Genomic DNA, 25,888 nt, shown 5'->3' with positions numbered 1-25,888 from the left:
CAGTTCGTGCCATGGCAAAATAGATGACATGTTGCGTTGGTTGACCGCGGGCGAATCGCATGGCCCGGCACTTGTTGGAATTCTCGAAGGACTACCCGCCGGAGTATCGGTGGATAGCGAAGCAGTGCGAGAGGCACTGGCGCGCCGACGCCTCGGCTATGGCCGCGGCGCGCGCATGAAGTTTGAAAAGGACCAGGTCACCTTCCTTGGCGGTGTCCGCCATGGCAAGACCCAGGGCGGCCCGGTAGCCATTGAAATCGGCAATACCGAATGGCCCAAGTGGGAACGCGTGATGAACGCGGATCCGGTGGACCTGGATGAACTGGCCTCGATGGCGCGCAATGCGCCACTGACCCGGCCGCGTCCGGGGCACGCCGATTTCACCGGCATGCAGAAGTACGGCTTCGAGGACGCCCGCCCGATCCTGGAGCGCGCCAGCGCCCGCGAAACCGCGGCCCGTGTCGCCTTGGGCACCGTGGCTTCCCGTTTCCTGAACGACTTGGGCATCCAGCTCGTTTCGCACACCACCGCCGTCGGCTCCGTGGCTGCACCAGCCGATGCGCCGCTTCCCACGGCCGCCGACGTTGCGGCGCTGGATAACGACCCGCTGCGCTGCTTCCGCCAGGAAACCAGCGAGGCGATGGTCGCCGAAGTCGATGACGCGCACAAGGCAGGGGAGACCCTGGGCGGCGTTGTCGAGGTCCTGGCCTACAACCTGCCTCCGGGCATCGGCTCCTACGTGCACTGGGACCGCCGCCTGGACGCACGCCTGGCCGCGGCCCTGATGGGCATCCAGGCAATCAAGGGAGTGGAGGTCGGCGACGGCTTCGCCACGGCCGCCCGCCGCGGCTCGGCCGCCCACGACGAGATCGTGCACGCCGAAGACGGCAGCATCAAGCGCAACTCGAACCGCGCCGGCGGCATCGAGGGCGGCATGAGCATCGGCGAGGTGCTGCGCGTGCGCGCCGGCATGAAGCCGATCGCCACCGTGCCCCGCGCCCTGCGCACCGTGGACACCGCCACCGGCGAGGACACCACCGCGCACCACCAGCGTTCGGATGTCTGTGCGGTGCCGGCAGCCGGCGTCGTGGCAGAAGCAATGGTCGCCCTGGTGCTCGCCCAGTCCCTGCTGGAGAAGTTCGGCGGCGACTCGGTGGCCGAAACCAAGCGCAATATCGAGTCCTACCTGGCGAACATCCCGGGCAACCTGGGTTCGACCGGCGTCTAGGAAGCGCGCTTCAATGATCTACCTCATTGGTCCGATGGCCAGTGGCAAGTCCACCGTGGGCAAGTCACTGGCCACGGCCCTTTCTACGAGCTTTGCGGATTCGGACGCGGCCATCGTCGCCCACCACGGAACCATCGCGCAGATCTTCGCCGAGTACGGCGAAGCGCATTTCCGCGACCTGGAAGTCCAGGCGCTGTGCCGGCTGCGCACCGGCGTGGTCGCCACCGGGGGAGGCGCAGTGCTGCGCGAAGAGAACCAGCAGCTGCTTTCGCGCGGGACGGTGATCTACCTGGAGCTGGGTGAACAGGCCGCAGCCGAGCGCATCAAGGGCGACGGGCACCGCCCGCTGCTGGCTGGTGACCAAGCCCTCAACAGCTGGATCTCCGTTTACGAAAAACGCCGCCCCATCTACGAAATGCTCGCTGACGTGCACGTTCTGGTGGATGGAAAGTCCGTTCCGCAAATTATCGACGAGCTTTTGCCGCAGCTGGACGCCCTGTGATTAGCCTCACGAGATGCAACTTCTGGCCGAACGCACGCGTACGCTAGAAAAATCACCACCATCAGGAGGAACTAGACTGATGCCTATCGCACCGACCACTCTGAAGGTCACCGGAAGCACCCCAGGGGAGTCATACCCTGTCATGGTCGGCAACGGCCTGCTGGGCCACTTGCCCGAACTGCTTGGCCCCGCGGTCAAGAAGGTCCTGGTCATCCACCCGCGGGCCCTGCGCGCCACCGGCGACGTCGTGCGCGACGAACTGGCGAAGTCCGGCCTGGAAGCATTGACCGCAGAGATTCCGGACGCCGAAGAGGGCAAGCACATCCAAGTCGCCTCCTTCTGCTGGGAAGTGCTGGGCAAGAACGATTTCACCCGTTCCGATGCCGTGATCTCCGTGGGCGGCGGCGCCGTCACCGACGTCGCAGGTTTTGTCGCAGCCACCTGGCTGCGCGGCGTGAAGGTCATCCATATCCCTACCTCGCTGCTGGCCATGGTCGACGCTGCCGTAGGCGGCAAGACCGGGATCAACACCGCCGAAGGCAAGAACCTGGTTGGCGCCTTCCACCCGCCAGCAGGCGTGCTCGCCGATCTGGACGCGCTGGCCACCTTGCCGAAGAACGAGCTGGTGACCGGCATGGCCGAGATCGTCAAGTGCGGATTCATCGCCGACGAGCGCATCCTGGAACTGATCGAAGAAGATCCAGCCGATGCCATCGACCCGGCCAGCGACCGCTTGCGCGAACTGGTCGAGCGCACCATCGCGGTGAAGGTCGACGTGGTTTCCCGCGACCTGAAGGAAGCCGGCGACCGCGAATTCCTGAACTACGGCCACACCCTGGCCCACGCCATCGAGCTGTCCGAACGCTACCAGATGCGCCATGGTGCCGCCGTGTCCATCGGGCTGGCCTTCGCCGCCGAATTGGGCCGCTCGGTTGGCTACACCTCCGACGCGGTGGCCGATCGCCACGTCGCGATCCTCAAGTCCCTTGGCCTGCCGACCACCTACCGCAATGACCGCTGGGCTGCACTGCTCGATGGCATGAAGCGTGACAAGAAGGCCCGCGGCAGCCAGCTGCGCTTCGTCGTGCTGGAAGAAATCGGCAAGCCGCGCATCTACGAAGTCCCCGATAACTCGCTGCTCTTCGCCGCCTACCAGGAAATCGGAGAGTAACTACATGGTCGACTACACCGCATACGCCATTGACGTCGCATCGGTAAACCGCGAAGGTGTCGGCACCGCCGTAGAGGGCGTGCTGATCGACCCCCAAACGCTGAAGCCCTACATCGCCGACGAGGCCGCGGCCGAGCAGCAGCTGCTGGTCGGTTCCCCTACCGACCAGGTCATGGTGCTGCTGGCGCGTGGGGAGCTGGTGAAAGCCGGCGAGCTGATCGCGGAATCGCGTTTCGTGGATCCAACCAACGCCCACCTGCGCGTGCTGGACACCGAGCTGACCCGCATGCAGGGCGACTTCGATCGCGCGATCAACCGCCTGCGCAAGCTGGCCGAGGAATTCGCCGGCACGGCATACGAGCCGCTGATCCACCACCACGCTGGCCTGTCCTTCTTCGCGAAGGGCGATTTCAAGGCGGCGGCAACCCGTTTCCGCAAGGCCCTGGATCTGCGCATCGCGCTGGACGACGACGCGTACCTGGTCAACGCCGCAAGCACCTGCATGCAAATTGCCGAGGAGCGCGCCGCGCAGTAATGCGCGCCACCGTGTGAAACCCTTTGTACCGCATGGTGCGTAGGGTAAACTTGGAGATGGATTTTTGATAATGCCGGCGCTAGCTGGCGAAAATAGAGGATTGAGGAACCGTGGCGGATACAACTGACATCAAGAATGGACAGGTCATCAAGATCGATGGCCAGCTTTGGACCATCATTGACTTCCAGCACGTCAAGCCAGGCAAGGGCGGCGCATTCGTTCGCACCAAGATGCGCAACGTCATGTCCGGCAAGGTCTTGGACAAGACCTACAACGCTGGCACCAAGATCGAGCTGGCCACCGTTGACCGCCGCGACTACCAGTACCTCTACCAGGATGGCGAAGACTACGTCTTCATGAACCTGGAAGATTACGACCAGATCACCGTGTCCGGCACCACCGTTGGCGATGCAGCAGGCTTCCTGCTGGAGAACCAGGAACTGACCATCGCCATGTACGATGGCAGCCCGCTGTACCTGGAACTGCCAGCTTCGGTCATCCTGGAAATCACCTACACCGAGCCAGGCCTGCAGGGCGACCGCTCGTCGGCTGGCACCAAGCCGGCAACCCTGGAAACCGGCAAGGAAATCCAGGTTCCGCTGTTCGTTGAGCAGAACACCAAGGTCAAGGTCGACACCCGCACCGGCGACTACCTGGGTCGTGTCAACTAGTGAGAGCCCGCGCCAAAGCCCGTCGCCGAGCCCTTGAGTTCCTGTTCGAAGCCGAAGCCCGCGATGTCAATCCGCTGGCCGTAGCCATCGCACGACGGGAAAACTCGGATATCGTACTCAACGAGTACTCGCTGACGATCATCGAAGGCGTTACCGCACACCTGGACCGCATTGACGAAGTTCTCGAGAGCTACGTCAAGGACTGGACCATCGAGCGCATGCCAGCGGTTGACCGCAGCGCACTGCGCATCGGCGTGTGGGAGCTGCTTTACAACGACGACGTTCCCGATGCAGTAGCCGTGGCTGAAGCCGTGGTGAACGTCCGGGAATTGTCCACCGATGAATCGCCGGAGTTCGTCAATGGCGTTTTGGGTCGCATCCAGAGCGTCAAGGACACCCTGGTCGACTAATTCGATCCTCATCATTCCGAGCCCGGGCCGGAACCCCTTTCATGGGGTTCCGGCCCGGGCTTTTTTGCGTTCAGCCGTTGCCCGTTGCGGCTCGGCCCGCGCAGGATCACGGCGAAGCAGGCGAAGCGGGCCCGGCAGGGGAGCGGGCCACCTGCACGGCAACCGGCTGGCCACGGGCTCGAATGCCGGGGGCTGGATGCTTTGCTGCTGTCCACGCGTTCGGTTCTGCTTTCCACGCTCGGACTGCTTGTCCTGCCGCACCATCTAGGTGAAGCGGAGCGGAACTGGGACCTGGATATCCCGGGCTGATCCGGCGGGCAGGAACTCGGGTCCGCCGGGATCCGAGTTCGACGGAGCGGCGCAAATCCTGCACGAGCAGTACGCGCGGCATAGCGGGCCTGCAGATCTGCTGCGCGAATGCCTTGCCCGGGCGTGCGGGCCGATCATGCACGAGGAATCCCGGGCCCACGCCACTTCGCGGGTGTGTCGATCGCAACACATCTGCGCGCGGGGCCAAGGCCAAGCGCAGGGATCTGCGTGGTTCTGCCGGTCGCACGAAGCCGCCGGCCGATCGCTGTGACCGATCCCATGCCCTATTCAGTGTCATGCATAGGTTTCCGCTAGGGAATCAGCTCCCGCTCGTGATAATTTGAGTTAGCAATATTCCTTTAAATCCCGTCCCGTGAGGCGGAGAAGGGAGAGGTGCACAGCATGAATGAAAATTCAGTGCCAGATGCTGCCCGCACGGTATTAACCGGCGACGACATCGAACGTGTACTCACTCGCGTAGCCTTCGAGATCATCGAGGCCAACAAGGGCACCGACGACCTGGTGCTCCTAGGCATTCCCAGCCGAGGTTTCCCGCTGGCACAGCGGCTGGCAGCGCGAATCGCGGCTACCGCCCCGGGCAACCTGGACCCGGCATCCCTGGTAGGCCAGCTCGACATCACCATGTACCGTGATGATCTGCGCCACTCCACTACCCGCACCCCGTCGCCGACGCGCCTGCCAGCAGGCGGCATCGAAGGCAAGGTCGTGGTCCTGGTTGACGACGTCCTGTACTCCGGACGCACCATCCGCGCCGCCCTGGATGCCCTGGCAGACTGGGGCCGCCCCCGCATCGTGCGGCTGGCCGTCCTGGTTGACCGCGGGCATCGGGAACTGCCGATCCGCGCCGATCATGTGGGCAAGAACCTGCCGACAGCCAAGAGCGAAAAGGTGCGCGTGCACTTGGCGGAAATCGATGGGAAAAACGAAGTCGTGATCGAGGGCGCCGCGTGAAACACCTGCTATCCACCGCGGACCTGACCCGCGAAGAAGCCATCGCCATCCTTGATATTGCCGAAGAGATGCGCGAGTCCTCGACCCGTGCCATCAAGAAGCTTCCGGCCCTGCGCGGTCGCACCGTGGTGAACCTCTTCTTCGAGGACTCCACCCGCACCCGGATTTCCTTCGAGGCCGCCGCCAAGCGATTGAGCGCGGACGTCATCAATTTCTCGGCCAAGGGCTCGAGCGTTTCCAAGGGCGAGTCCCTGAAGGATACCGCCCAGACCCTGTTGGCCATTGGTGCCGACGCAGTGGTCATCCGCCACCCGGATTCCGGCGCCCCGGCCCGGCTAGCGGCCACGGACTGGATTGGCCTGCCCATCGTCAATGCAGGCGACGGCACGCACGAGCATCCCACCCAGGCGCTGCTGGACGCATTCACCCTGCGCCGCCAGGTGGCATTGCGCGATGGCACCAGCCCGGCAGGCCGCGGCCTGGACGGACTGAAGGTCGCGATCGTCGGGGATATCCTGCATTCACGCGTGGCCCGCTCCAACCTGTGGCTGCTGAACACCCTCGGTGCCGAAGTGACGATGGTGGCCCCTCCGACCCTGCTGCCTTTCGGCGCCGGCTCCTGGCCCTGCGCCATCAGCTACGACCTGGATGCAGTGATCGCCTCGGGCGTTGACGCGCTGATGATGCTGCGCGTGCAGGGCGAGCGGATGAACGCCGCCTACTTCCCGAACCCCCGCGAATACTCGCGCTACTGGGGACTGGACGATGCGCGCCTGGCGCAATTGGACGCCTCGGGCGCCGAAACCCTGATCATGCACCCGGGCCCGATGAACCGCGGCCTGGAAATCTCCTCGGCTGCCGCGGATTCGCCGCGCTCCACCGTGCTCGACCAGGTCACCAATGGCGTGGCCGTGCGCATGGCCAGCCTCTACATGCTCCTCTCCGGCGACCTGATCTGAAGGAAGAAACCATGAACTACTTGATCCAGCAGGCCTCCATCCTCGGCGGCGAACCGGTCGACGTGCTGATCGCCGACGGCAAGATCGCCCAGCTGGGCAGCATTGCTGCCGCCGGCGATGCCCAGGTCATCGACGCGCGGAATCTCGTGCTCCTGCCCGGGCTCGTCGACACCCACACTCACCTGCGCGAACCAGGCCGCGAAGACGCCGAAACCGTGGAAACCGGTTCGCAGGCAGCGGCCCGCGGCGGCTACACCGCCGTGCACGCCATGGCCAACTCCACCCCGGTAGCCGATACCGCCGGCGTCGTCGAGCAGGTCTACGAATTGGGCCGCAAGGCAGGCTGGGTGGATGTCCGCCCGGTCGGCGCGGTGACCGTCGGGTTGGCCGGCAAGCAGCTGAGCGAAATCGGCGCAATGGCCGATTCCCGTGCCCAGGTGAAGATGTTCTCCGATGACGGCATCTGCGTCTGGGATCCGCTGCTGATGCGCCGCGCCCTGGAATACGTGAAGGCCTTCGACGGGGTCATCGCCCAGCACGCCCAGGAACCGCGCCTGACCGAAGGCGCCCAGATGAACGAGGGCGAAGTCTCCGCCATCCTGGGCATGCCCGGCTGGCCAGCGGTCGCCGAGGAATCGATCATCGCCCGCGATGTGCTCTTGGCCGAGCACGTCGGCGCCCGCCTGCACGTGTGCCATGTGTCCACGGCCGGCTCGGTGGAGATCATCCGCTGGGCCAAGGCCCGCGGCATCCAGGTCACCGCGGAGGTCACCCCGCACCACCTGCTGCTCACCGATGAGAAGGTGCGCACCTACGACCCGGTCTTCAAGGTCAACCCGCCGCTGCGCCGCGAAGAAGACGTGATGGCGCTGCGCGCGGGCGTTGCCGACGGCACCATCGACGTGATCGGCACCGACCACGCCCCGCACCCCTCCGAGGCCAAGGACTGCGAGTGGGGCGCGGCCGCCATGGGCATGACCGGCCTGGAGACCGCGCTGTCCATCGTGCAGCACACGCTGGTGGACACCGGGCTGATGGGCTGGGAGGGCGTGGCCCGCATTACTTCGCAGGTGCCCGCGCAGATCGGCCGCGTTGCCGACCAGGGCCGACCGATCGCCATCGGCGAAGCTGCCAACCTGGTGCTGGTCGATCCGGCAGCCCGCTGGATCGTCGACCCGGCCGCCATGGCCACCAAGGGGCGCAACTCGCCGTTCGCCGGCATGGAGCTGCCAGGATCGGTGCGCACGACCTTCTTCCACGGCCATGCCACCGTGCTCGATGGCCAGCTGGCTACCCCGAGGACGGCCAATGCCTGAGGGAGCCCTGACCCCGTTGATCTGGACGATTGTCGCGATCGTCGCAGGCGTGGGCCTGATCCTTTTCGGCTGGCGGAACCTCAAGGCCAGGCAGTCAGCGATTCCCGAGCCCTTCGAGGACTTCGCCGATGAGGTGGAGCACCATTTCGCAGGCATGTATGTGGTCACCACCCGGTTCGACGACTGGCTGGCGCGCATCGCGGTCCATGAGCTCGGGGTGCGCACCAACGCCACCTTGGAACTGGGACGCGAAGGGCTGCACCTGATCCGTTCCGGAGCGCGCGACGTGCACATCCCGTGGGAGCACTACGAGGACGTGAAGCGCAGCAACGGGATGATCGGCAAGGTCGTGGAGAAGAACGGCCTGATCGTCATCACCTGGAACAAGGACGGCTTCACCTTCGACACCGGATTCCGTCCCCGCTACCACGAGGACACCCCAAAGATCTATCAGTTGCTGGCGTCGCACAACGACGTAAGCCGAGCAGGAGACAAATAAGTGAATTCCCTGAGCAACCTACCAGCCGTGTTGGTACTTGAAGATGGCCGCATCTTCCGCGGGCGCAGCTATGGCGCCGTGGGCACCACCCTGGGAGAAGCAGTGTTCACCACCGGCATGACCGGCTACCAGGAAACCCTGACTGACCCGTCCTACGCGCACCAGATCATCGTGCAGACCTTCCCGCACATCGGCAACACCGGCGTGAACTCGCAAGATCCGGAATCCACCCGCATGTGGGCTGCCGGCTACGTGGTACGCGACGCCGCCCGCCGGCCAAGCAACTGGCGCAGCGAGCGCACCCTTGATGCTGATCTGGTCGAGTACGGCATCGTGGGCATCCAGGGCGTGGACACCCGCGCGCTGACCCGCCACCTGCGCGACGCCGGCGCGATGAAGTCCGGCATCTTCTCCGGCGATGACGCCGCGAAGACCGACGCCGAGCTGGTGGCCCTGGTCAAGGCGCAGCCGTCGATGGCAGGCCGCAACATCTCCGCCGAGGTTTCGGTGGACGCCGCCTACATCGTCGAGCCAACGGACCACGGCTACGACGGCGAGGCCAAGCACACCGTGGCCGCGATCGACCTGGGCATGAAGTCGATGACCCCGCACCGCCTGGCCGAGCGCGGCCTGCGCGTGCACGTGCTGCCGTACAACGCCACCCTGGAAGATATCAAGGCCACCGGCGCTAACGGCGTGTTCTTCTCCAACGGCCCCGGCGACCCTGCCACCGCCACCGCCCAAGTGGAATTGGTCCGTTCGGTGCTCGATGCCGGCATCCCGTACTTCGGCATCTGCTTCGGCAACCAGATCCTGGGCCGCGCGCTGGGCTTCGACACCTACAAGCTGCGCTTCGGCCACCGCGGAATCAACCAGCCGGTGATGGACAAGGCCACCGGCCGCGTGGAAATCACCAGCCAGAACCACGGCTTCGCCGTCGACGCGCCCATCGAGGGCGCCGTCACCGCTCCGGTCGAACGCTTCGGCAAGGTCGAAGTCTCGCACTATTCGCTGAACGACCACGTGGTCGAAGGCCTGAGCTGCCTGGACATCCCGGCCTTCTCCGTGCAGTACCACCCAGAGGCAGCATCCGGCCCCCACGATGCCGCCTACCTCTTTGACCGCTTCATGACCGCGTTGGATTCCGCCGCAGAAAAGGACAGCAAGTAATGCCTAAGCGCACCGATCTGAAATCAGTTCTCGTTATCGGTTCGGGTCCGATCGTCATCGGCCAGGCCGCTGAGTTCGACTACTCTGGCACCCAGGCACTGCGTGTGCTCAAGGAGGAAGGCCTGCGGGTCATCCTGGTCAACTCCAACCCGGCCACCATCATGACCGACCCGGAATTCGCCGACGCCACCTATGTGGAGCCGATCACCCCCGAGGTCGTCGAGAAGATCATTGCCAAGGAACGCCCGGATGCGATCCTGCCGACCCTGGGCGGGCAGACCGCGCTGAACACCGCCATCGCCCTGGACAAGTCCGGTGCCTTGGAGAAGTACGACGTCGAGCTGATCGGCGCGAACATCGAAGCCATCGAGCTGGGCGAGGACCGCGAGAAGTTCAAGGGCGTCGTGGAGCGCTGCGGCGCCGAATCCGCCCGCTCGGTCATCGTGCACACCCTGGACGAGGCCTTCGCTGCCGTCGAGGAGCTGAACTACCCGGTAGTCGTGCGCCCGTCGTTCACCATGGGCGGCCTGGGCTCGGGCATGGCCTACAACCCGGAGGACCTGCGCCGCATCGCGGGCGCCGGCCTGCAGTACTCGCCAACCACCGAGGTGCTCCTGGAGGAGTCCATCCTGGGCTGGAAGGAATACGAGCTGGAGATGATGCGCGACAAGAACGACAACGTCGTGGTCGTCTGCTCCATCGAGAACTTCGATCCGGTCGGCGTGCACACCGGCGACTCGATCACCGTGGCCCCGGCCATGACCCTGACCGACCGCGAATACCAGAAGCTGCGCGACATCTCGATCGCGGTCATCCGCGAAGTCGGCGTGGACACCGGCGGCTGCAACATCCAGTTCGCCATCGAGCCTGACACCGGCCGCGTCGTGGTCATCGAGATGAACCCGCGCGTCTCGCGCTCCTCGGCACTGGCCTCCAAGGCCACCGGCTTCGCGATCGCGAAGATCGCCACCAAGCTGGCCGTGGGCTACACCCTGGATGAGATCCCGAACGACATCACCCAGAAGACCCCGGCTTCCTTCGAACCGGCCCTGGACTACGTGGTAGTGAAGGTTCCGCGCTTCGCCTTCGAGAAGTTCCCGGCAGCGGACAAGACCCTGACCACCACCATGAAGTCGGTCGGCGAAGCGATGGCCCTGGGCCGCAACTTCACCGAAGCGCTGCAAAAGGCGCTGCGCTCCCTGGAGCAGAAGGGCTCCGAGCTGTCCTTCGAGCCGATCCCGGAATCCGAGCACGAGGCCGTGCTGGCCTCGATCGTCAAGGGCTCGACCGAGCGCCTGTCGCTGGTCCAGCGCCTGCTGTTCTCCGGCGTATCCCTCGAGAAGCTGTTCGAGACCACCGCGATCGACCCGTGGTACCTGGACCAGCTGCAGCTGATCAACGAGGTCGCGCAGCTGGTGGCCGCGAACAAGCACCTGCCGGAGCACGTGCTGCGCGAAGCCAAGCGCCACGGCTTCTCCGATGTCCAGCTCGCCCAGCTCACCGGCAAGGCCGAATCGGTCATCCGCGGCATCCGCCATGCCCTGGGCGTGCGCCCGGTCTACAAGACCGTGGACACCTGCGCCGCCGAATTCGAGGCCTTCACCCCGTACATGTACTCCTCGTACGACGAAGAGACCGAGCTGGAGAGCCACGAGAAGAAGTCGGTCATCATCCTGGGCTCGGGCCCGAACCGCATCGGCCAGGGCATCGAGTTCGACTACTCCTGCGTCCACGCGGTGATGGCGCTGCGCGCCGAGGGCTACGAGACCGTCATGGTCAACTGCAACCCCGAGACCGTCTCCACCGATTACGACATCTCCGACCGCCTCTACTTCGAGCCGCTGACCTTGGAAGATGTCCTGGAGGTCATCCACGCTGAAGAGGAAACCGGCGGCGTGCTGGGCGTGTTCGTCCAGCTTGGCGGCCAGACTCCGCTGAAGCTCGCCGCCGAGCTGAAGGCTGCCGGCGTGCCGATCCTGGGCACCTCGCCCGAGGCCATCGACCTGGCCGAGCACCGCGGCGCCTTCCAGCAGGTACTGGATAACGCCGGGCTGGTAGCGCCGAAGAACGGCACCGCGGTGTCCTTCGCCGATGCCAAGACCATCGCCGACTCCATCGGCTACCCGGTACTGGTTCGCCCTTCCTACGTGCTGGGCGGACGCGGCATGGAGATCGTGTACGACGAGGCCAACCTCGAGCGCTATATCACCAACGCGACCGAAATCACCGTGGACCACCCGGTACTGGTGGACCGCTTCCTGGAAGACGCCATCGAGATCGATGTCGACGCCCTGTTCGACGGCACCGACCTGTACGTCGGCGGCATCATGGAGCACATCGAGGAAGCCGGCATCCACTCCGGGGACTCGGCCTGCACCCTGCCTCCGATCACCCTGGGCGCCGACGTGCGCGACCGCGTTGCCGCGGCAACCCGTGCGATCGCCGAAGGCGTGGGCGTGCGTGGCCTGATCAACATCCAGTTCGCCCTCGCCAGCGACATCCTGTACGTGATCGAAGCGAATCCGCGTGCATCGCGCACTGTGCCATTCACCTCGAAGGCTACCGGCGTGCAGCTGTCCAAGGTCGCCGCGCTGATCGGCGTGGGCCGTACCCTGGCCGAAATGCGCGGCAGCTACCTGCCAGCATCCGGCGATGGCGCGCACCTGCCGGAATCGGCGGCGATCGCCGTCAAGGAAGCAGTCATGCCGTTCGCCCGCTTCCGCACCCCGGAGGGCAAGGTCGTCGACTCGCTGCTCGGCCCAGAAATGCGTTCCACCGGCGAAGTCATGGGCATCGACAAGTACTTCGACACCGCTTTCGCCAAGTCGCAGGCCGCAGCGAACAACCCGCTGCCAACCGGCGGCAAGGTCTTCGTCTCGGTCACCAACCGCGACAAGCGCTCGATCGTCCTGCCGGTCAAGCACCTTGCTGACCAGGGCTTCGAGATCATCTCCACCGGCGGCACCGCGGAAGTGCTGCGCCGCAACGGCATCCCGACCCAGGTGGTCGGCAAGCTGCACGAAGGCGGGGAGTCCATTGTCGATTTGATCGTAGCCGGCCAGATCGGCCTGATCCTGAACACCCCGTCGGGCTCGGATGCACGTGGCGATGGCTACGAAATCCGCGCCGCCGCGACGTCTGTCGGCACCCCGGTCATCACCACCGTGGCGGAGTTCAACGCTTCGGTCCAGGCGATCGATGCCCTGCGCGAGTACGAGTGGGATGTCACCAGCTTGCAGGTGCACGACGCCAACCTGAACGCAGCGCGCAATGCCTGAGCCGACCCCATTCGGTCAGCGGCTTCGTTCAGCCATGCAGGCTTCCGGCCCGCTGTGCGTGGGGATTGATCCCCACCCGGCGCTGCTGGAAGCCTGGGGGCTGGAAAATACGGCCGAGGGCGTGCGATCTTTCTCACTGACCGTCGTGGAAGCGATGGCCGGTGCGGCGGCAATCCTCAAGCCCCAGGTGGCTCTGTACGAGCGTTTCGGGTCCAAGGGATTTGCCGCATTGGAAGAAACCTTGAGTGCTGCGAAGTCCGCTGGACTGCTCACGCTGGCCGACGCCAAGCGCGGGGATATCGGTTCGACCATGGCAGCGTACGCGAGCGCATGGCTCGATGATGCTTCTCCGCTGGCCGCTGATGCCGTGACTCTGAGCCCGTACCTGGGTTATGAATCGCTGCGTCCGGCATTGGATTTGGCTGCTGGAACCGGCAGGGGAGTGTTCGTTCTCGGACTGACTTCCAACCCCGAGGGGCCATCGGTACAGCACGTAGGCGGGGAAAACTCGGTTGCTAAATCAATTATTGACCAAGTCACTGCGGATAATGCATACGCAGGAGATTTAGGACATGTCGGGCTGGTTGTTGGTGCGACCATCGGGGATGCACCGTCCAAGCTCGGAATCGATCTGGCAGCTTCCAAGGCTCCGCTGCTCACACCAGGGCTCGGCGCCCAGGGTGCCACGGCCGCGGATATTGCCAAGTCATTCGCCTCAAGCTACGGCCAGGTACTGGGCACGAGCAGCAGGGACATCCTCAAAGAGGGGCCGAGTAAGGCCGCTCTCAGGGAAAAAGCCCTGCGGGTTAGGGACGAATTGCTGGCAGCTCGCTAGCAAAAAATTCGAATAAGTGACATAGGCGCGTTGTGGCTATTAGAGTTTCTAGTAGCCACAACGCGTTTAGTCTTGCAAAAGCAGCGTTAGCTCGCTATGTTTCTCAACATAAGCCTTAGTCCACTACAACTGAAGGATGGCTGAACGATGGTACTGCGAGAACTCTCTGACGAAGATCGTATCCGCGCCCGCGCCAAGGCACTCGCCGCACGCACTCGTCGTGCAGAAATCAAGGCCGAGTTCAGTGCCGGCAAAATTTCCATCACCGAGGTACTAGACTTGGTATACGAAGATGAAGCCGTGGGACGCATGCGTGTCATGGACCTTCTGGAATCGGTACCGGGCGTAGGTGAAGTACGCGCGGCAAATTTGCTGGAGCGACTTGGCATTTCCCCTTCCCGCCGTCTGCGCGGACTGGGACGCAAGCAGCGCACCGCAATCACCGAGCACTTCAAGCAAAGCCCGCCAAAAACGAAAGTGTAGTCAATGACCGCTGCGTCGGTAACTGTTCTAGCCGGCCCCACGGCAGTAGGCAAGGGCACCGTCTCTACCTACATCCGCGATAACTATCCAGATGTCTGGCTTTCGGTGTCCGCAACGACCCGCAACGCCCGGCCAGGGGAGCAGGATGGAGTCCACTACTTCTTCGTGGGCCCCGAACGCTTCCAATCCCTGGTCGAGGAAGGCCAGATGCTGGAATGGGCTGTTGTCCATGGCCAGAACAGCTACGGCACGATTCGATCGACGGTTGAAGATGCAGTGGCAGATGGCAAGAAGGTTCTGCTGGAAATCGATCTGCAAGGTGCGCGCCAGGTCAAGGAGTCGATGCCCGAGGCAAAATTCGTCTTCTTGGCACCGCCATCATGGGAGGAATTGGTGCGCCGCCTTGTGGGACGCGGCACTGAAACGGCCGAGGAACAGCAGCGCCGCCTAGAAACCGCTAAACTAGAACTTGCAGCGGAATCTGAATTCGACGTGACCATCGTCAACGACGATGTCGCACGTGCCGCCGAAGAGCTTGTAGCCCTCATGGGGCTAAAGAACGACAAATAGGGAGTCCTGTGTCCAACCCAGAGGGAATCATTAACCCATCGATCGACTCGTTGCTTGAGACCAACGACTCGAAGTACGCCATTGTGCTGAACTCGGCCAAGCGTGCACGCCAGATCAACGCCTACTACGCGCAGCTGAACGAAGGCCTGTTCGAGTACGTAGGCCCACTGGTGGAAACCAAGCTGAACGAGAAGCCGCTGACCATCGCTTTGCGCGAGCTGGACGATAACCTGCTGAAGGTAACCGCAGCCGAGGTCATCGAAGACTAATCGAAAAGTCGGCGCCCCTGAGCGGGCGCCTTCTTTTTCGTTAAGCTCCTTTTTCTCCCGCACCCACCTCATTGCCGCACCGAATCCTCGAGGAAGTACTTCGTGAAGCGAATTGTCCTAGGCGTTTCCGCTGGTATCGCCGCCTACAAGTCCGTACTCCTGCTGCGCTTGCTGCGCGAAGCCGGGCACCACGTCGACGTGATCCCTACCCGGAACGTCACCAACTTCGTGGGCAACGCCACCTGGGAGGCCCTGTCCGGAAATCCGGTCACCTCGAACGTGTTCGACGCGGTGGATTCGGTCAATCACGTGCGCCTGGGCCAGCAGGCCGATCTGGTGATGGTCGTGCCGGCCACCGCGGACGTCTTAGCCAAGGCCGCTGCGGGATTGGCTGACGATCTGCTCACCGGAACCCTGCTGGCCACGCGGGCGCCGGTAGTGATGGCCCCGGCCATGCACACCGAAATGTGGCAGCATCCGGCCACTGCCGCGAATGTGCAGACCCTGCGGGATCGCGGCGTGCGGGTGATCGAACCCGCTTCCGGGCGGCTGACCGGCAAGGACTCGGGACCGGGCCGGCTTCCAGAACCCGATGAAATTTTCGCCGCAATCCAGGACCTGCTCGCCGAACCGGTGCTGGCCGGAGCCAAGGTGCTGATCACCGCCGGCGGCACCCGTGAACCGCTGGACCCGGTGCGCTTCCTGGGTAACCGCTCCTCGGGCCGCCAGGGTGTCGCGCTGGCACAGGCCGCCAGAGATGCCGGGGCCGAGGTCACGCTGATCGCCACCCATCTGGAAGTGCCCGCGCCGCATGGCGTGCGGCTGGTGCACGCCTCCAGCGCACTGGAGCTGCGCGAGGCGGTCTTCGACTGCGCCGAGGGCCAAGACGTGCTGATCATGAATGCCGCGGTCGCCGATTTCCGCCCGGCAAGAATCGAGAACTCGAAGATCAAGAAGCGCGATGAGCATTCGGCTCCGGTCATCGAACTGGTGCGCAACCCGGACATCCTCGCCGAGCTGGTCGCCGCGCGCGGACAGAATCCGCAACTGCCGCCGTTCATTGTCGGTTTTGCCGCCGAGACCGGCGATGAGCAGGGGACCGTGCTGGAGTACGGCCAGGCCAAGCTGAACCGCAAGGGCTGCGAAATGCTCGTGGTCAACGAGGTGGGCGCATCCCTGACCTTCGGGCAGGAAACCAATAGCATCCAGGTTCTTTTCGCCGATGGCGCCGACTCGGTGCAGGCCTCGGGCAGCAAGCTCGAGGTGGCCCGCGTGGTCATCGAACAGATTTCGAATGCAACAAAAAGTCATGCAGCTGTAACAAAGTGAGTGGCGCCATACGGTGCTTGTTCACGAAACGTACCAGATCTGCTTACCGGTCCCAGAGACCAGATAGAGTTATACGGTGACTTCAACAACCCCTGAACTTCGTCTTTTCACCTCGGAATCCGTGACCGAGGGCCACCCGGACAAGATTTGCGACCAGATTTCCGACGCGATCCTCGACGCCATGCTGGCGCAGGATCCGGACTCGAAGGTCGCCGTCGAGACCCTGACCACCACCGGGCTGGTGCACGTTGCCGGCGAGGTGACCACCAATGGCTACGTGGAGATCCCGGAGATCGTCCGCAAGACCATCCTGGACATCGGCTACGACTCCTCGGCCAACGGCTTCGACGGTGCGCGCTGCGGCGTGTCCGTGTCGATCGGCCAGCAGTCCCAGGAGATCCACGACGGCGTCTTCAACTCGCTGGAGTCGCGCGAAGGCACGGCCAAGGATCCCCGCGACATGCAGGGTGCCGGCGACCAGGGCCTGATGTTCGGCTACGCCTCGGATGAGACCGACTCGCTGATGCCGACCCCGATTTTCCTGGCGCACCGCCTGTCCGAGCGCCTGACCCAGGTCCGCAAGAACGGCCGCATGCCGCTGCTGCGCCCGGATGGCAAGACCCAGGTCACCATTGGCTACGACGGCGACAAGCCGGTCTCTGTGGACACCGTGGTCGTCTCCAGCCAGCACGCCGCCGAATACGAGCTGGCGACCCTGAAGGCCGACCTGCACGAAGAGGTTGTGACCCCGATCCTGGAGCGTTCGGGCCTGGACATCTCGAACACCAAGATCATCCTGAACCCATCGGGCCCGTTCATCATCGGCGGCCCGGTCGGCGATGCCGGGCTGACCGGCCGCAAGATCATCGTGGACACCTACGGCGGCTTCGCCCGCCACGGCGGAGGCGCCTTCTCGGGCAAGGACCCTTCGAAGGTCGACCGCTCGGCTGCCTACGCGATGCGCTGGGTGGCCAAGAACGTGGTCGCCGCCGGCCTGGCACGCCGTGCCGAGGTCCAGGTGGCCTACGCGATCGGCGTTGCCCGTCCGGTGGGCCTGTATGTGGAGACCTTCGGCACCGAAACCGTTGATCCGGCCAAGATCACCAAGGCCATCAACGAGGTATTCGACCTGCGCCCGCTGGGCATCATCGAAGACCTGGACTTGAAGCGCCCGATCTATCGCAAGACCGCTGCCCACGGCCACTTCGGCCGCGAGGACAACGACTTCACCTGGGAGAAGCTGGACCGCGTCGAGGCCCTGCGCAGCTGGTTCAACGCCTAGGACCTGAGCGTGCAGCAAGACGCCCTCATCTCAGCACCCGAGCCGGCCCGCCTCAAGCGGGTTGCCCGGGTGCTGATTGATTCTTCCGTCCCGCACCTGGACCGCTTCTTCGATTACGAGATTCCTCCCTCGATGGCCCAGGATGCCGTGGCGGGGGTGCGCGTGAAGGTGCCCTTCGGGCCGCAGCTGCTCTCCGGATTCATCGTCGCGGTGCTCGAGGACCACGCCCCGGAGATGAAACTGCGGCCGCTGGCCAAGCTGGTCAGCACCCAGGTGGCGCTGTACCCGGAAATCGTGGCCGCCGCGCAGGAGATCGCGACCCGCTATGCCGGAACCCTGTGGGATGTGGTGCGTCTTGCGGTGCCCGCCCGCGCGGCCAAGGTCGAAAAAGAGGAAATGGCCACCGTCGCGCCGTTGCTGCCCGACGCCCCGAACCAGCTCTCCCGCTACGAGCACGGCGCCCAAGCGCTTGACGCCTGGGGAAGCGGCGAAACCCTGCGCGCCGTTGCCACCTGGGTGCCGAATTTCCACGGTGCCTGGCCAGGTTTCTTGATGGATGCGGCCCGTCCGGTGCTTGAGCGCGGCAAGCGCGTGCTGCTGATCGTGCCCGACGCGCGCGACCTGCGGCTGCTGGGTGGCTATCTCGATGAGCACTTCGGCGCCGAATCCTATGCGCGGCTGCAGGCCGACGACGGGCCGACTCCGCGCTACCGCAACTTCCTGCGTGCCATCGGAGGGCATGTGCAGATCGTCATCGGCACCCGTTCGGCGGCGCTATGCCACGTGCCCGGGCTGGAACTGATGATCGTGTGGCAGGACGCGGACCAATCGCACCGCGAACAGCGCGCACCCTACCAGCACAGCCGCGAGGTGGCGTTGCTGCGCAGCCAGCAAGCAGGCATCTCCCTGCTGATCGCATCGCCATCGCGCTCGGTCGAAGCCCAGCGCCTGGTGGCGACCGGCTGGGCCACCGAACTGAAGGTTCCCCGCGACCTGTTGCGTGCGCAAACCGCCCGCATTGTGGCCACCACAAACGATTTCGAGCTCGAGCGCGACCCGGTGCTCGCCCGGGCGCGCATCCCTTCGCTGGCCTGGCGGGAAGCTAGCAAGGCGCTGGAATCCGGCCCGGTGCTGGTGCAAGTGGCGCGCACCGGGTTCATGCCGGCGCTGGCCTGCCAGGACTGCCGGACCCCGGCGCGCTGCACTGCCTGCCAAGGCCCGCTGCACATCGCCGGCAGAGGCTCGCATGTGGCTTGCCGCTGGTGCGGCGAGCAGTACCACGACTACCGGTGCGTGCACTGCGCCTCACCGAGGATCCGGGCCGCCAGCATCGGCGCCGACCGCACCGCCGAAGAACTCGGACTGGCCTTCCCCAAGGTCAGCGTTATTTCTTCCACCGGAGCAAAACCCGTGGACAAGATTCCCGGCAAACCGGCGCTGGTGGTCGCTACGCCAGGGGTCGAACCATTTGCCGAATCCGGCTACGCCGCGGTTCTGCTGCTCGATGCCGACAAGATGATGGCCCCCGATTCGCTGCGCAACCCCGAAGAAGTCATCTCCCGCTGGTTCACCGCTGCTTCCATGGCGCGTGCCGACGGGGTAGTGGTGCTCACCGGCAATCCGAGCCCCGCCGGGGCCGCGCTGGTGCGCTATGACCCGGCGAGCTTTGCCGAACGCGAATTGGCCGAGCGCCGCGAGGTGGGGTTGCCTCCGGCAGTGCGCAGCGCAGTGATTTCGGGCCTGGGCGCCGAACGGCTGGTCGCGAACCTGGATCCGCAGACCCGGCAGTGCGTGCAAATCCACGGCCCGACGGTGATAGACGGGCCCCCGGCCGAGCACCGCTACGTGCTCTTCTTCTCCTACGCCGACGGGCCGGCAGTGACCATGGCCCTGCGCCAGCTGCGCGCGAGCATGTCCGCGGCCAAGGACCCGGTCGTGAATATCGCTATCGACCCGGACGACGCGCTCTAGGAGCCCGCCGCGGGATCCTCGGCCTGGCCGGTTGCCAGCAGCTGCAGGAAGCCATCGATGGCGGCGGCGGTTTCGGGAGCCTTCTCGTAGTGGATCAGGTGCCCGACGTTCTCGAGCATGACCAGTTGGGCGTTGGCGAAGCTGGCCCGCAGCGCCTCCTGCGTCTGCGCGGTGCCCAGTTCGTCTTGCAGGCCGCCGACCATCAGCGTCGGCAAGCCCAGCGCAGGGGAGTAGTCCCCGACCGTTGCGCTGACCGAGGCGCGGTACGACTGGGCCAAGGCGGCCCGCGAGTGGAAGCCGCCGAAGTAGGCGCGGTGCTGCTCGCGCACGTAGCGGCGGATTTCCGGGTCCCTGCTCTTGGTCATCACCAGGCTCATGGCATCGCTGAACAGCCTGGAACGCAGCAACGGTTCGCCGATGCGGGCCGGAAGCTTGGCGCACACCTCGTAGTAGCCGCTGGTTAGCTTGGCCAGCAGCGCCTGGTCGGACTCCAACGCCGGCTCGGAGATCGGGTTGAGTAATACCAGCGAGGCAAAGCCGCGGACGGTGGCCAGCTTGGCGGCCACGATCGAGCCGAAGGAATGCCCCAGCAGGTGCACGGAGGATTCCAGCTGCAGCTCTTCGGCCAGCTCATTGAGCACCGCAGCGTACCCCTCGACGTCATGGGGCAGATCCGCCATCGAGGTCGAAGTGCCAAAGCCGGGAAGATCGGGAACGATCACCGTGTAGTGCTCCAGGTGCGAGACGATGCGCGCCAGCCCGTGGTGGTCTCCGCGGAAACCATGCACGGCGTAGATCACCCCGCGGGAGGGCTGCTGGGCCGGGTGGGTGTAGACCCGGATTTCTGCACCGTTCAAATGATGGGTGGTCACTAGCTGCTGTCGTGGGGCCATGGCTTTAACCCTACCCGTCCAGCAGCGCCAGAGCGGTGCCCTCGTCGATCACCAGATCGGTGATCAGCCCGCCTTTGAGCGCACCGCGCACGGCCTGGAGCTTGCCGCGGCCGGCGACCACGCAGAAACGGGTCGGCACCTTGCGAAGGGCATCGAGGTTCGGGCCGGTGGAGCGGGCATTAAGCGAAATGTTCGAGCTGTTCCCGTCCTTGTCGAAGAACACCGTGGCCACGTCGCCGACCACGCCGATCTCGTTGAGCTCTTGGGTTTCCGCCTTGGTCAGGTAGCCGCCGCGGTAGACCTGCGAAGCCACGGCGGAGCCGGCCGAGCCCAGGGAGAATACCGCGAGACTCATCTCCTTCTGCACCTGCAGTACCCGGCGGATCGATGTTTCCTCCCACATTGCGTCGCGGGTGGAGGCCCGGTCGAAGAAGGCCGGGACCGGGAACTGCTCGGTGCGGGCGGTGAAGGCTTGGCCGAAACGCGTGAGGATGTCGCTGGCATAGCGCACGCCGCTGGTCACCGGATTAGCCGCTCCATTGAGCTGCACGATTTTCGTGTCATGGGTCGGGTGGGAGCCCAGCGCCGTGGACACCGACTGCATGGTCGATCCCCAGGCAACACCCACCGTCATCGAGGAGGAAACCATGCCGCCGAGCAGGTAGGCCGCGTGCGCAGAGACCCGGGCCAGCAGCTCGGAGTCATCCATGTTGCCATCGGTGGGTACGACGTTGAAGCTGATCCCGTAGTGCTCGGAGAGCTGGTTTCCCAGCAGCGCCGACATGTTGGCGCTGGGGGAGATGCTGATCGAAACCATGCCGGTGCGCTTGGCGTGGGTGAGCAACCGGGAGACCGTGGACCGCGAGGTGCCCAGCTCCTTGGCGATCACTTCCATCTTCATATCCTGAAGGTAATACAGCTGGGCGGCGCGCAGCGCATCCTTGGCCTTGGGGGTGCTGTGCACAGATGTGCCAGTCGTTGCCCGCTTGTAGGTGCCCCCGGACGAGGATTTCATCATGATTCAGACCACTTCTGCACGTTTGTGCATTTTGTTTGACCGCTTTGCCGTTCAGTAACAAGACTAGCTTCAGACTCATTCAATATTTACATAAGGGGCACAAATCGTGATTCGGGAACAGCTAGCCAAACTGCGCGAACGTCCGCAGGCGCAGGTTCTGGTTGTTGGCGGTGGCATCAACGGCGTAGCGACCTTCCGCTACCTGGCCATGCAGGGGATTGATGTAGCCCTGATCGAGCGCGGCGATTACTGCCAGGGCGCTTCGGGTGCCAGCTCGCACATGATCCATGGCGGAATCCGCTATCTGGAGAACGGCGAGTTCCGCCTGGTTCACGAGTCGGTGCAGGAGCGCAACTCGCTGCTGGAGATCGCTCCGCACTACGTGAAGCCGCTGCAGACCACCATTCCCATCTTCTCCACCTTCTCCGGCATCCTCAGCGCACCGATGCGCTTCCTGTCCCACAAGTCGGGCAAGCCAACCGAACGCGGGGCGGCGTTGATCAAGGCCGGGTTGATCATGTACGACGTGTTCGCAGGGATCGGCGGACGCAACACCCCTTGGCATAACTTCAAGGCCGGCAAGGCTGCCCGCCAGGATCTGCCAGCACTGCGCGATGACGTCAAGTACACCGCCACCTATTTCGACGCCTCGGTGCACAACCCCGAGCGGCTGACCCTGGATGTGCTGCGTGAAGGCCTGAACGCCAACGACGAGGCCCGCGCCAGCAACTACGTTGAGCTGGCCGGCGTCGACGGCGGCACCGCGAAGCTGCGCGATATGCTCTCCGGCGAAGAATTCGACTTCGACGCCGATGTCATCATCAACGCCACCGGCGCGTGGGTGGATCTGACCAACAAGGACCTGGGCCGCGATACCAAGTGGACCGGCGGCACCAAGGGTTCGCACATCGTGCTGGATCACCCGGAACTGCTCGCCGCTACCGGAGGCCGCGAAATCTTCTTCGAGCATGAAGACGGCCGAATCGTGCTCATCTACCCGATGCTCGGCCGCGTGCTGGTCGGCACCACCGACCTCGAGCACGACATGAACGAGCCAGCGGTATGCACCGACGAGGAAGTCGACTACTTCTTCGAGCTGGTCCACCATGTCTTCCCGGGCATCAAGGCCACCAGGGAACAGATCGTCTACAAGTTCTCCGGCGTGCGCCCCCTGCCCAGCCATGACGACACCGCGCCAGGCTTCGTATCCCGCGATTACCAGATCAAGGAAACCCGCCTGACCGACGCGACCACCATGCTCTCGCTGATCGGCGGCAAGTGGACCACCTTCCGCGCATTGAGCGAGAACCTCGGCGGCAAGGCCCTGGAATTCCTCGGCGCCTGTGAAGTGAAGTCCACCGCCGGCGTAGCCATCGGTGGCGGAAAGAACTTCCCGGCCAACGAGGGCGAACTCGCCGCTTGGTATGCCGCGCGCGAGTCCAAGGCCGGCCGCGAACGCTTGCGCGTGCTGCTCGAACGCTACGGCACCGGAGCCGATGCCCTGCTGGAGACCCTCGGCGGCAACGAAACCATGCTAGAGCACACCAACGAGCTGTCCTGCCAGGAGTTGGCCTACATGGCGAACCAAGAGCAGGTGGGCCGGTTGATCGATGTCTTCATCCGCCGCACCAACCTGGCCTTCCGCGGCCTGGTCACGAAGGATTTGGTAATCGAGGCAGCTAATTGCCTTGCAGAGCCGATGGGTTGGGACCAGTCCCAGACCCAAGCCGAGATCGACCATTCGCTCTCGGTACTCGCAGAAGCCCACGGAGTCACCCTGGTCTAACCTGCATCCAGGCCGGCGGCAAGGCGCCGCTGGCACTCGAAACCACTAAGAGGTCAACGTTGTCCACTCACGTGTTTCTCGCCGAATTAGCCGGCACTTTCATTCTCCTGCTGATGGGCGGCGGCGTCTGCGCGAACGTCGCCCTGAAAGGCACTCTCGGCAGCGCCGCGGGCTGGGTAGCCATCAGCTTCGGCTGGGGCCTGGGCGTCTATTGCGGCGTCTGGATAGCTGGGATCTCCGGAGCCCACCTGAACCCGGCAGTCACCCTGGGCCTGCTGGTCAACCCGGACGTTGCCGAGTACGCCCCCGGCGTTGCCAAGACCATGGCCAATACGCTGCTCTACTTCGCGGCGCAGTTCATTGGCGCCTTCCTGGGTGCCGTGGGCACCTGGCTGTCCTACAAGAAGCACCTGGATGATCCGCAGAACGCGGGCACGCAGCTGGGCGTCTTCGCCACCGGACCGGCCATCCGCTCCTACGGCTGGAACCTGGTCTCGGAAATCTTCGGCACCTTCGTCCTGGTGTTCGTGATCGCCGGACTGGGGCATACTCCTCACGAGCTTGGCCCGCTGGCTGTCGGCCTGCTGGTTGTTGCCATCGGCCTGTCCCTGGGTGGAGCCACCGGCTACGCCATCAACCCGTTCCGCGACCTCGGTCCACGAATTGCCCACGCCATCCTGCCGATCAAGGGCAAGGGCTCCTCCGACTGGTCCTACTCGTGGGTTCCGTTGGCTGGTCCAGCCATCGGCGGTATCCTTGGCGGACTTGCCGCCGCGCCAATGTTCTAGAAAGAGAGCAGTGAATCATGAGTGAAAAATTCGTCATCGCCATTGACCAAGGCACGACCAGCTCCCGCGCAATTGTCTTCACGCACGCCGGTGAGGTGCATTCGGTAGGCCAGAAGGAACACGAGCAGATCTTCCCGGCTGCCGGATGGGTCGAGCACGATCCAGCCGAAATCTGGAGCAACGTGCGCGAAGTGATTGGCCAGGCCCTGTCCAAGGCCAACCTGACCCGCCACGACATCGAGGTCGTCGGCATCACCAACCAGCGTGAAACCGCGGTGGTGTGGGATAAGAACACCGGCGAAGCCGTCTACAACGCGATCGTCTGGCAGGACACCCGTACCCAGGACATCGTCGACGAACTGGCAGCCGATGGCGGCCTGGAACGCTACAAGCAGACCGTTGGCCTGCCCCTGGCGACCTACTTCTCCGGCACCAAGATCAAGTGGATCCTGGACAATGTCGAAGGTGCCCGGGAGCGTGCCGAAGCAGGCGACCTGCTCTTCGGCACCACCGACAGCTGGGTGCTGTGGAACCTGACCGGCGGCGTGGACGGCGGCGTGCACGTCACCGACGTGACCAACGCATCACGTACCCTGTTCATGGACCTCAAGACCCTGGACTGGGACGAGAAGATCCTGGCTGACTTCGGCGTGCCGCGCTCGATGATGCCGCAGATCCGCTCTTCTTCGGAGGTCTACGGCTCCGTGCACACCAACCAGCTGCTGCGCGAGGTGCCCGTTGCAGGCATCCTGGGCGACCAGCAGGCGGCGACCTTCGGCCAGGCGGCCTTCACCGCAGGTACCGCGAAGAACACCTACGGCACCGGTTGCTTCCTGATCTTCAACACCGGCACGGAGATCGTGAATTCGACCAACGGCCTGCTGACCACCATGGCCTACAAGCTGGGCGAAAACGCACCGGTGTACGCCTTGGAAGGTTCCATTGCCGTGGCCGGGTCGCTGATCCAGTGGCTGCGCGACAATATCGGCATGATCGTTACCGCTCCGGAGATCGAGGAACTGGCAGCAAAGGTGGAGGACAACGGCGGCGTGTACATCGTTCCGGCCTTCTCCGGGTTGTTCGCACCATATTGGCGCTCGGATGCCCGTGGCGCGATCGTGGGCTTGACCCGCTATGCGAACAAGAACCACATCGCCCGTGCGGCCCTGGAGTCCACCGCATTCCAGACTCGCGAAGTCCTGGATGCGGTCAACGCCGACGCAGAGGTTCCGCTCACCGAACTGAAGGTCGACGGCGGCATGGTGGCCAACGAAGCCCTGATGCAGTTCCAGGCTGACATCCTCGGCGTGCCAGTGGTTCGCCCGAAGGTCACCGAGACCACTGCACTGGGTGCAGCCTACGCTGCTGGCCTGGCCATTGGCTTCTGGAAGGACCTGGGCGAACTGGAAGACAATTGGGCCGAGGACAAGCGCTGGGAGCCAACCATGGATGAGGCTACGCGTGAGCGCAGCTTGCGCCTGTGGAAAAAGGCTGTCACCCGCACCTTCGACTGGGTCGACGAAGATACCAAGGCCTAAGCGCAACCGTGGCTTGGCCGGTTCCGAGCCGGCCGCAACCGGCAACGCCCGAATCACCCGGATGGGTGGTTCGGGCGTTGCCGGTTTAACCCGCGGGGCAGCTCAA

Annotated in this window: 24 protein-coding genes; 22 read left to right on the top strand and 2 right to left on the bottom strand. The window is 64.4% G+C overall.

Translation table 11 applies throughout. From position 1 onward, the window contains the following. Window positions 1-28: 28 nt before the first annotated feature. The 19 genes from aroC to ACWICV_RS02930 all read left to right on the top strand — a co-directional run bounded on the left by aroC (window position 29) and on the right by ACWICV_RS02930 (window position 19,759). Window positions 29-1,228 (top strand): chorismate synthase, encoded by a 1,200-nt coding sequence (aroC, locus tag ACWICV_RS03020; protein ID WP_454090755.1) that lies wholly within the window; start codon window positions 29-31, stop codon window positions 1,226-1,228. 13 nt (window positions 1,229-1,241) lie between these two features. Beyond that, window positions 1,242-1,730, top strand: a complete 489-nt coding sequence (locus ACWICV_RS03015) for a shikimate kinase (RefSeq protein WP_454090756.1) — start codon at window positions 1,242-1,244, stop codon at window positions 1,728-1,730. Between the two features lie 79 nt (window positions 1,731-1,809). After that, window positions 1,810-2,901, top strand: a complete 1,092-nt coding sequence (aroB, locus tag ACWICV_RS03010; RefSeq protein WP_105661293.1) for a 3-dehydroquinate synthase — start codon at window positions 1,810-1,812, stop codon at window positions 2,899-2,901. Between the two features lie 4 nt (window positions 2,902-2,905). Continuing rightward, a complete protein-coding gene (locus tag ACWICV_RS03005; protein WP_105658301.1) occupies window positions 2,906-3,436 on the top strand; it encodes a tetratricopeptide repeat protein in 531 nt (176 codons plus the stop codon). Window positions 3,437-3,546: 110 nt separating this feature from the next. Next, window positions 3,547-4,107, top strand: a complete 561-nt coding sequence (gene efp / locus ACWICV_RS03000) for an elongation factor P (protein ID WP_013349066.1) — start codon at window positions 3,547-3,549, stop codon at window positions 4,105-4,107. Continuing rightward, window positions 4,107-4,517: a transcription antitermination factor NusB gene (nusB, locus tag ACWICV_RS02995; RefSeq protein WP_105658302.1), complete on the top strand. Its 411-nt coding sequence runs from the start codon at window positions 4,107-4,109 to the stop codon at window positions 4,515-4,517. The genes efp and nusB overlap by 1 nt, the downstream gene beginning before the upstream one ends. 711 nt (window positions 4,518-5,228) lie before the next feature. Further along, window positions 5,229-5,798 (top strand): bifunctional pyr operon transcriptional regulator/uracil phosphoribosyltransferase PyrR, encoded by a 570-nt coding sequence (gene pyrR, locus ACWICV_RS02990; protein WP_105658359.1) that lies wholly within the window; start codon window positions 5,229-5,231, stop codon window positions 5,796-5,798. Then, window positions 5,795-6,757, top strand: coding sequence for an aspartate carbamoyltransferase catalytic subunit (locus ACWICV_RS02985; RefSeq protein WP_105658303.1), 963 nt, complete (start codon window positions 5,795-5,797; stop codon window positions 6,755-6,757). The genes pyrR and ACWICV_RS02985 overlap by 4 nt, the downstream gene beginning before the upstream one ends. 11 nt (window positions 6,758-6,768) lie before the next feature. Continuing rightward, window positions 6,769-8,073, top strand: a complete 1,305-nt coding sequence (locus ACWICV_RS02980) for a dihydroorotase (RefSeq protein WP_454090757.1) — start codon at window positions 6,769-6,771, stop codon at window positions 8,071-8,073. Further along, entirely contained in the window at window positions 8,066-8,572 is a 507-nt protein-coding gene (locus tag ACWICV_RS02975) for a PH-like domain-containing protein (RefSeq protein ID WP_105658305.1), read from the top strand. Before ACWICV_RS02980 ends, ACWICV_RS02975 begins: the two co-directional genes overlap by 8 nt. Further along, a complete protein-coding gene (gene carA, locus ACWICV_RS02970; protein ID WP_400289104.1) occupies window positions 8,573-9,742 on the top strand; it encodes a glutamine-hydrolyzing carbamoyl-phosphate synthase small subunit in 1,170 nt (389 codons plus the stop codon). Further along, entirely contained in the window at window positions 9,742-13,020 is a 3,279-nt protein-coding gene (gene carB, locus ACWICV_RS02965; protein WP_454090758.1) for a carbamoyl-phosphate synthase large subunit, read from the top strand. Before carA ends, carB begins: the two co-directional genes overlap by 1 nt. After that, window positions 13,013-13,855 (top strand): orotidine-5'-phosphate decarboxylase, encoded by an 843-nt coding sequence (pyrF, locus tag ACWICV_RS02960; protein ID WP_133833341.1) that lies wholly within the window; start codon window positions 13,013-13,015, stop codon window positions 13,853-13,855. The genes carB and pyrF overlap by 8 nt, the downstream gene beginning before the upstream one ends. Before the next feature lie 147 nt (window positions 13,856-14,002). Next, complete coding sequence (gene mihF, locus ACWICV_RS02955; RefSeq protein WP_013349055.1) at window positions 14,003-14,338, top strand: integration host factor, actinobacterial type; 336 nt, start codon at window positions 14,003-14,005, stop codon at window positions 14,336-14,338. A gap of 3 nt (window positions 14,339-14,341) precedes the next feature. Further along, a complete protein-coding gene (gene gmk / locus ACWICV_RS02950) occupies window positions 14,342-14,908 on the top strand; it encodes a guanylate kinase (RefSeq protein WP_105658309.1) in 567 nt (188 codons plus the stop codon). Window positions 14,909-14,916: 8 nt separating this feature from the next. Then, window positions 14,917-15,177, top strand: a complete 261-nt coding sequence (gene rpoZ / locus ACWICV_RS02945; RefSeq protein WP_286134300.1) for a DNA-directed RNA polymerase subunit omega — start codon at window positions 14,917-14,919, stop codon at window positions 15,175-15,177. Between the two features lie 102 nt (window positions 15,178-15,279). After that, on the top strand, window positions 15,280-16,506 hold the full coding sequence (gene coaBC / locus ACWICV_RS02940) for a bifunctional phosphopantothenoylcysteine decarboxylase/phosphopantothenate--cysteine ligase CoaBC (RefSeq protein ID WP_332730725.1): 1,227 nt from the start codon (window positions 15,280-15,282) through the stop codon (window positions 16,504-16,506). Between the two features lie 76 nt (window positions 16,507-16,582). Then, window positions 16,583-17,788, top strand: coding sequence for a methionine adenosyltransferase (gene metK, locus ACWICV_RS02935; protein WP_105658312.1), 1,206 nt, complete (start codon window positions 16,583-16,585; stop codon window positions 17,786-17,788). 9 nt (window positions 17,789-17,797) lie between these two features. Then, complete coding sequence (locus tag ACWICV_RS02930; RefSeq protein ID WP_454090759.1) at window positions 17,798-19,759, top strand: primosomal protein N' family DNA-binding protein; 1,962 nt, start codon at window positions 17,798-17,800, stop codon at window positions 19,757-19,759. Here the strand turns inward: ACWICV_RS02930 and ACWICV_RS02925 are convergent. Next, window positions 19,756-20,652, bottom strand: coding sequence for an alpha/beta fold hydrolase (locus ACWICV_RS02925; protein WP_454090760.1), 897 nt, complete (start codon window positions 20,650-20,652; stop codon window positions 19,756-19,758). The genes ACWICV_RS02930 and ACWICV_RS02925 overlap by 4 nt on opposite strands. 10 nt (window positions 20,653-20,662) lie before the next feature. Then, window positions 20,663-21,670 (bottom strand): sugar-binding transcriptional regulator, encoded by a 1,008-nt coding sequence (locus ACWICV_RS02920; protein WP_332486174.1) that lies wholly within the window; start codon window positions 21,668-21,670, stop codon window positions 20,663-20,665. A 106-nt stretch (window positions 21,671-21,776) separates the two neighbouring features. On the opposite strand from ACWICV_RS02920, the gene ACWICV_RS02915 reads away from it, so the two are divergent. From ACWICV_RS02915 to glpK, 3 genes are read left to right on the top strand one after another with little or no spacing between them, the layout of a single operon-like run. Further along, window positions 21,777-23,456, top strand: a complete 1,680-nt coding sequence (locus tag ACWICV_RS02915; RefSeq protein ID WP_454090761.1) for an FAD-dependent oxidoreductase — start codon at window positions 21,777-21,779, stop codon at window positions 23,454-23,456. Window positions 23,457-23,515: 59 nt separating this feature from the next. Further along, window positions 23,516-24,244, top strand: a complete 729-nt coding sequence (locus ACWICV_RS02910; protein ID WP_105658317.1) for an MIP/aquaporin family protein — start codon at window positions 23,516-23,518, stop codon at window positions 24,242-24,244. A 17-nt stretch (window positions 24,245-24,261) separates the two neighbouring features. Next, complete coding sequence (gene glpK, locus ACWICV_RS02905; protein ID WP_454090762.1) at window positions 24,262-25,782, top strand: glycerol kinase GlpK; 1,521 nt, start codon at window positions 24,262-24,264, stop codon at window positions 25,780-25,782. The last annotated feature ends 106 nt before the right edge of the window (window positions 25,783-25,888 follow it).

Source organism: Glutamicibacter sp. NPDC055354 (genome assembly GCF_053644955.1).
Note: the sequence above shows the minus strand (reverse complement) of the source record. Positions and strands in the feature narration are given on the sequence as shown.

Coding starts and splice junctions, on each gene's coding strand:
- aroC (WP_454090755.1), top strand. CDS start 29: ATGTTGCGTTGGTTGACCGCGGGCGAATCGCATGGCCCGGCACTTGTT.
- ACWICV_RS03015 (WP_454090756.1), top strand. CDS start 1,242: ATGATCTACCTCATTGGTCCGATGGCCAGTGGCAAGTCCACCGTGGGC.
- aroB (WP_105661293.1), top strand. CDS start 1,810: ATGCCTATCGCACCGACCACTCTGAAGGTCACCGGAAGCACCCCAGGG.
- ACWICV_RS03005 (WP_105658301.1), top strand. CDS start 2,906: ATGGTCGACTACACCGCATACGCCATTGACGTCGCATCGGTAAACCGC.
- pyrR (WP_105658359.1), top strand. CDS start 5,229: ATGAATGAAAATTCAGTGCCAGATGCTGCCCGCACGGTATTAACCGGC.
- ACWICV_RS02980 (WP_454090757.1), top strand. CDS start 6,769: ATGAACTACTTGATCCAGCAGGCCTCCATCCTCGGCGGCGAACCGGTC.
- ACWICV_RS02975 (WP_105658305.1), top strand. CDS start 8,066: ATGCCTGAGGGAGCCCTGACCCCGTTGATCTGGACGATTGTCGCGATC.
- carB (WP_454090758.1), top strand. CDS start 9,742: ATGCCTAAGCGCACCGATCTGAAATCAGTTCTCGTTATCGGTTCGGGT.
- pyrF (WP_133833341.1), top strand. CDS start 13,013: ATGCCTGAGCCGACCCCATTCGGTCAGCGGCTTCGTTCAGCCATGCAG.
- mihF (WP_013349055.1), top strand. CDS start 14,003: ATGGTACTGCGAGAACTCTCTGACGAAGATCGTATCCGCGCCCGCGCC.
- gmk (WP_105658309.1), top strand. CDS start 14,342: ATGACCGCTGCGTCGGTAACTGTTCTAGCCGGCCCCACGGCAGTAGGC.
- ACWICV_RS02925 (WP_454090760.1), bottom strand. CDS start 20,652: ATGGCCCCACGACAGCAGCTAGTGACCACCCATCATTTGAACGGTGCA.
- ACWICV_RS02920 (WP_332486174.1), bottom strand. CDS start 21,670: ATGATGAAATCCTCGTCCGGGGGCACCTACAAGCGGGCAACGACTGGC.
- glpK (WP_454090762.1), top strand. CDS start 24,262: ATGAGTGAAAAATTCGTCATCGCCATTGACCAAGGCACGACCAGCTCC.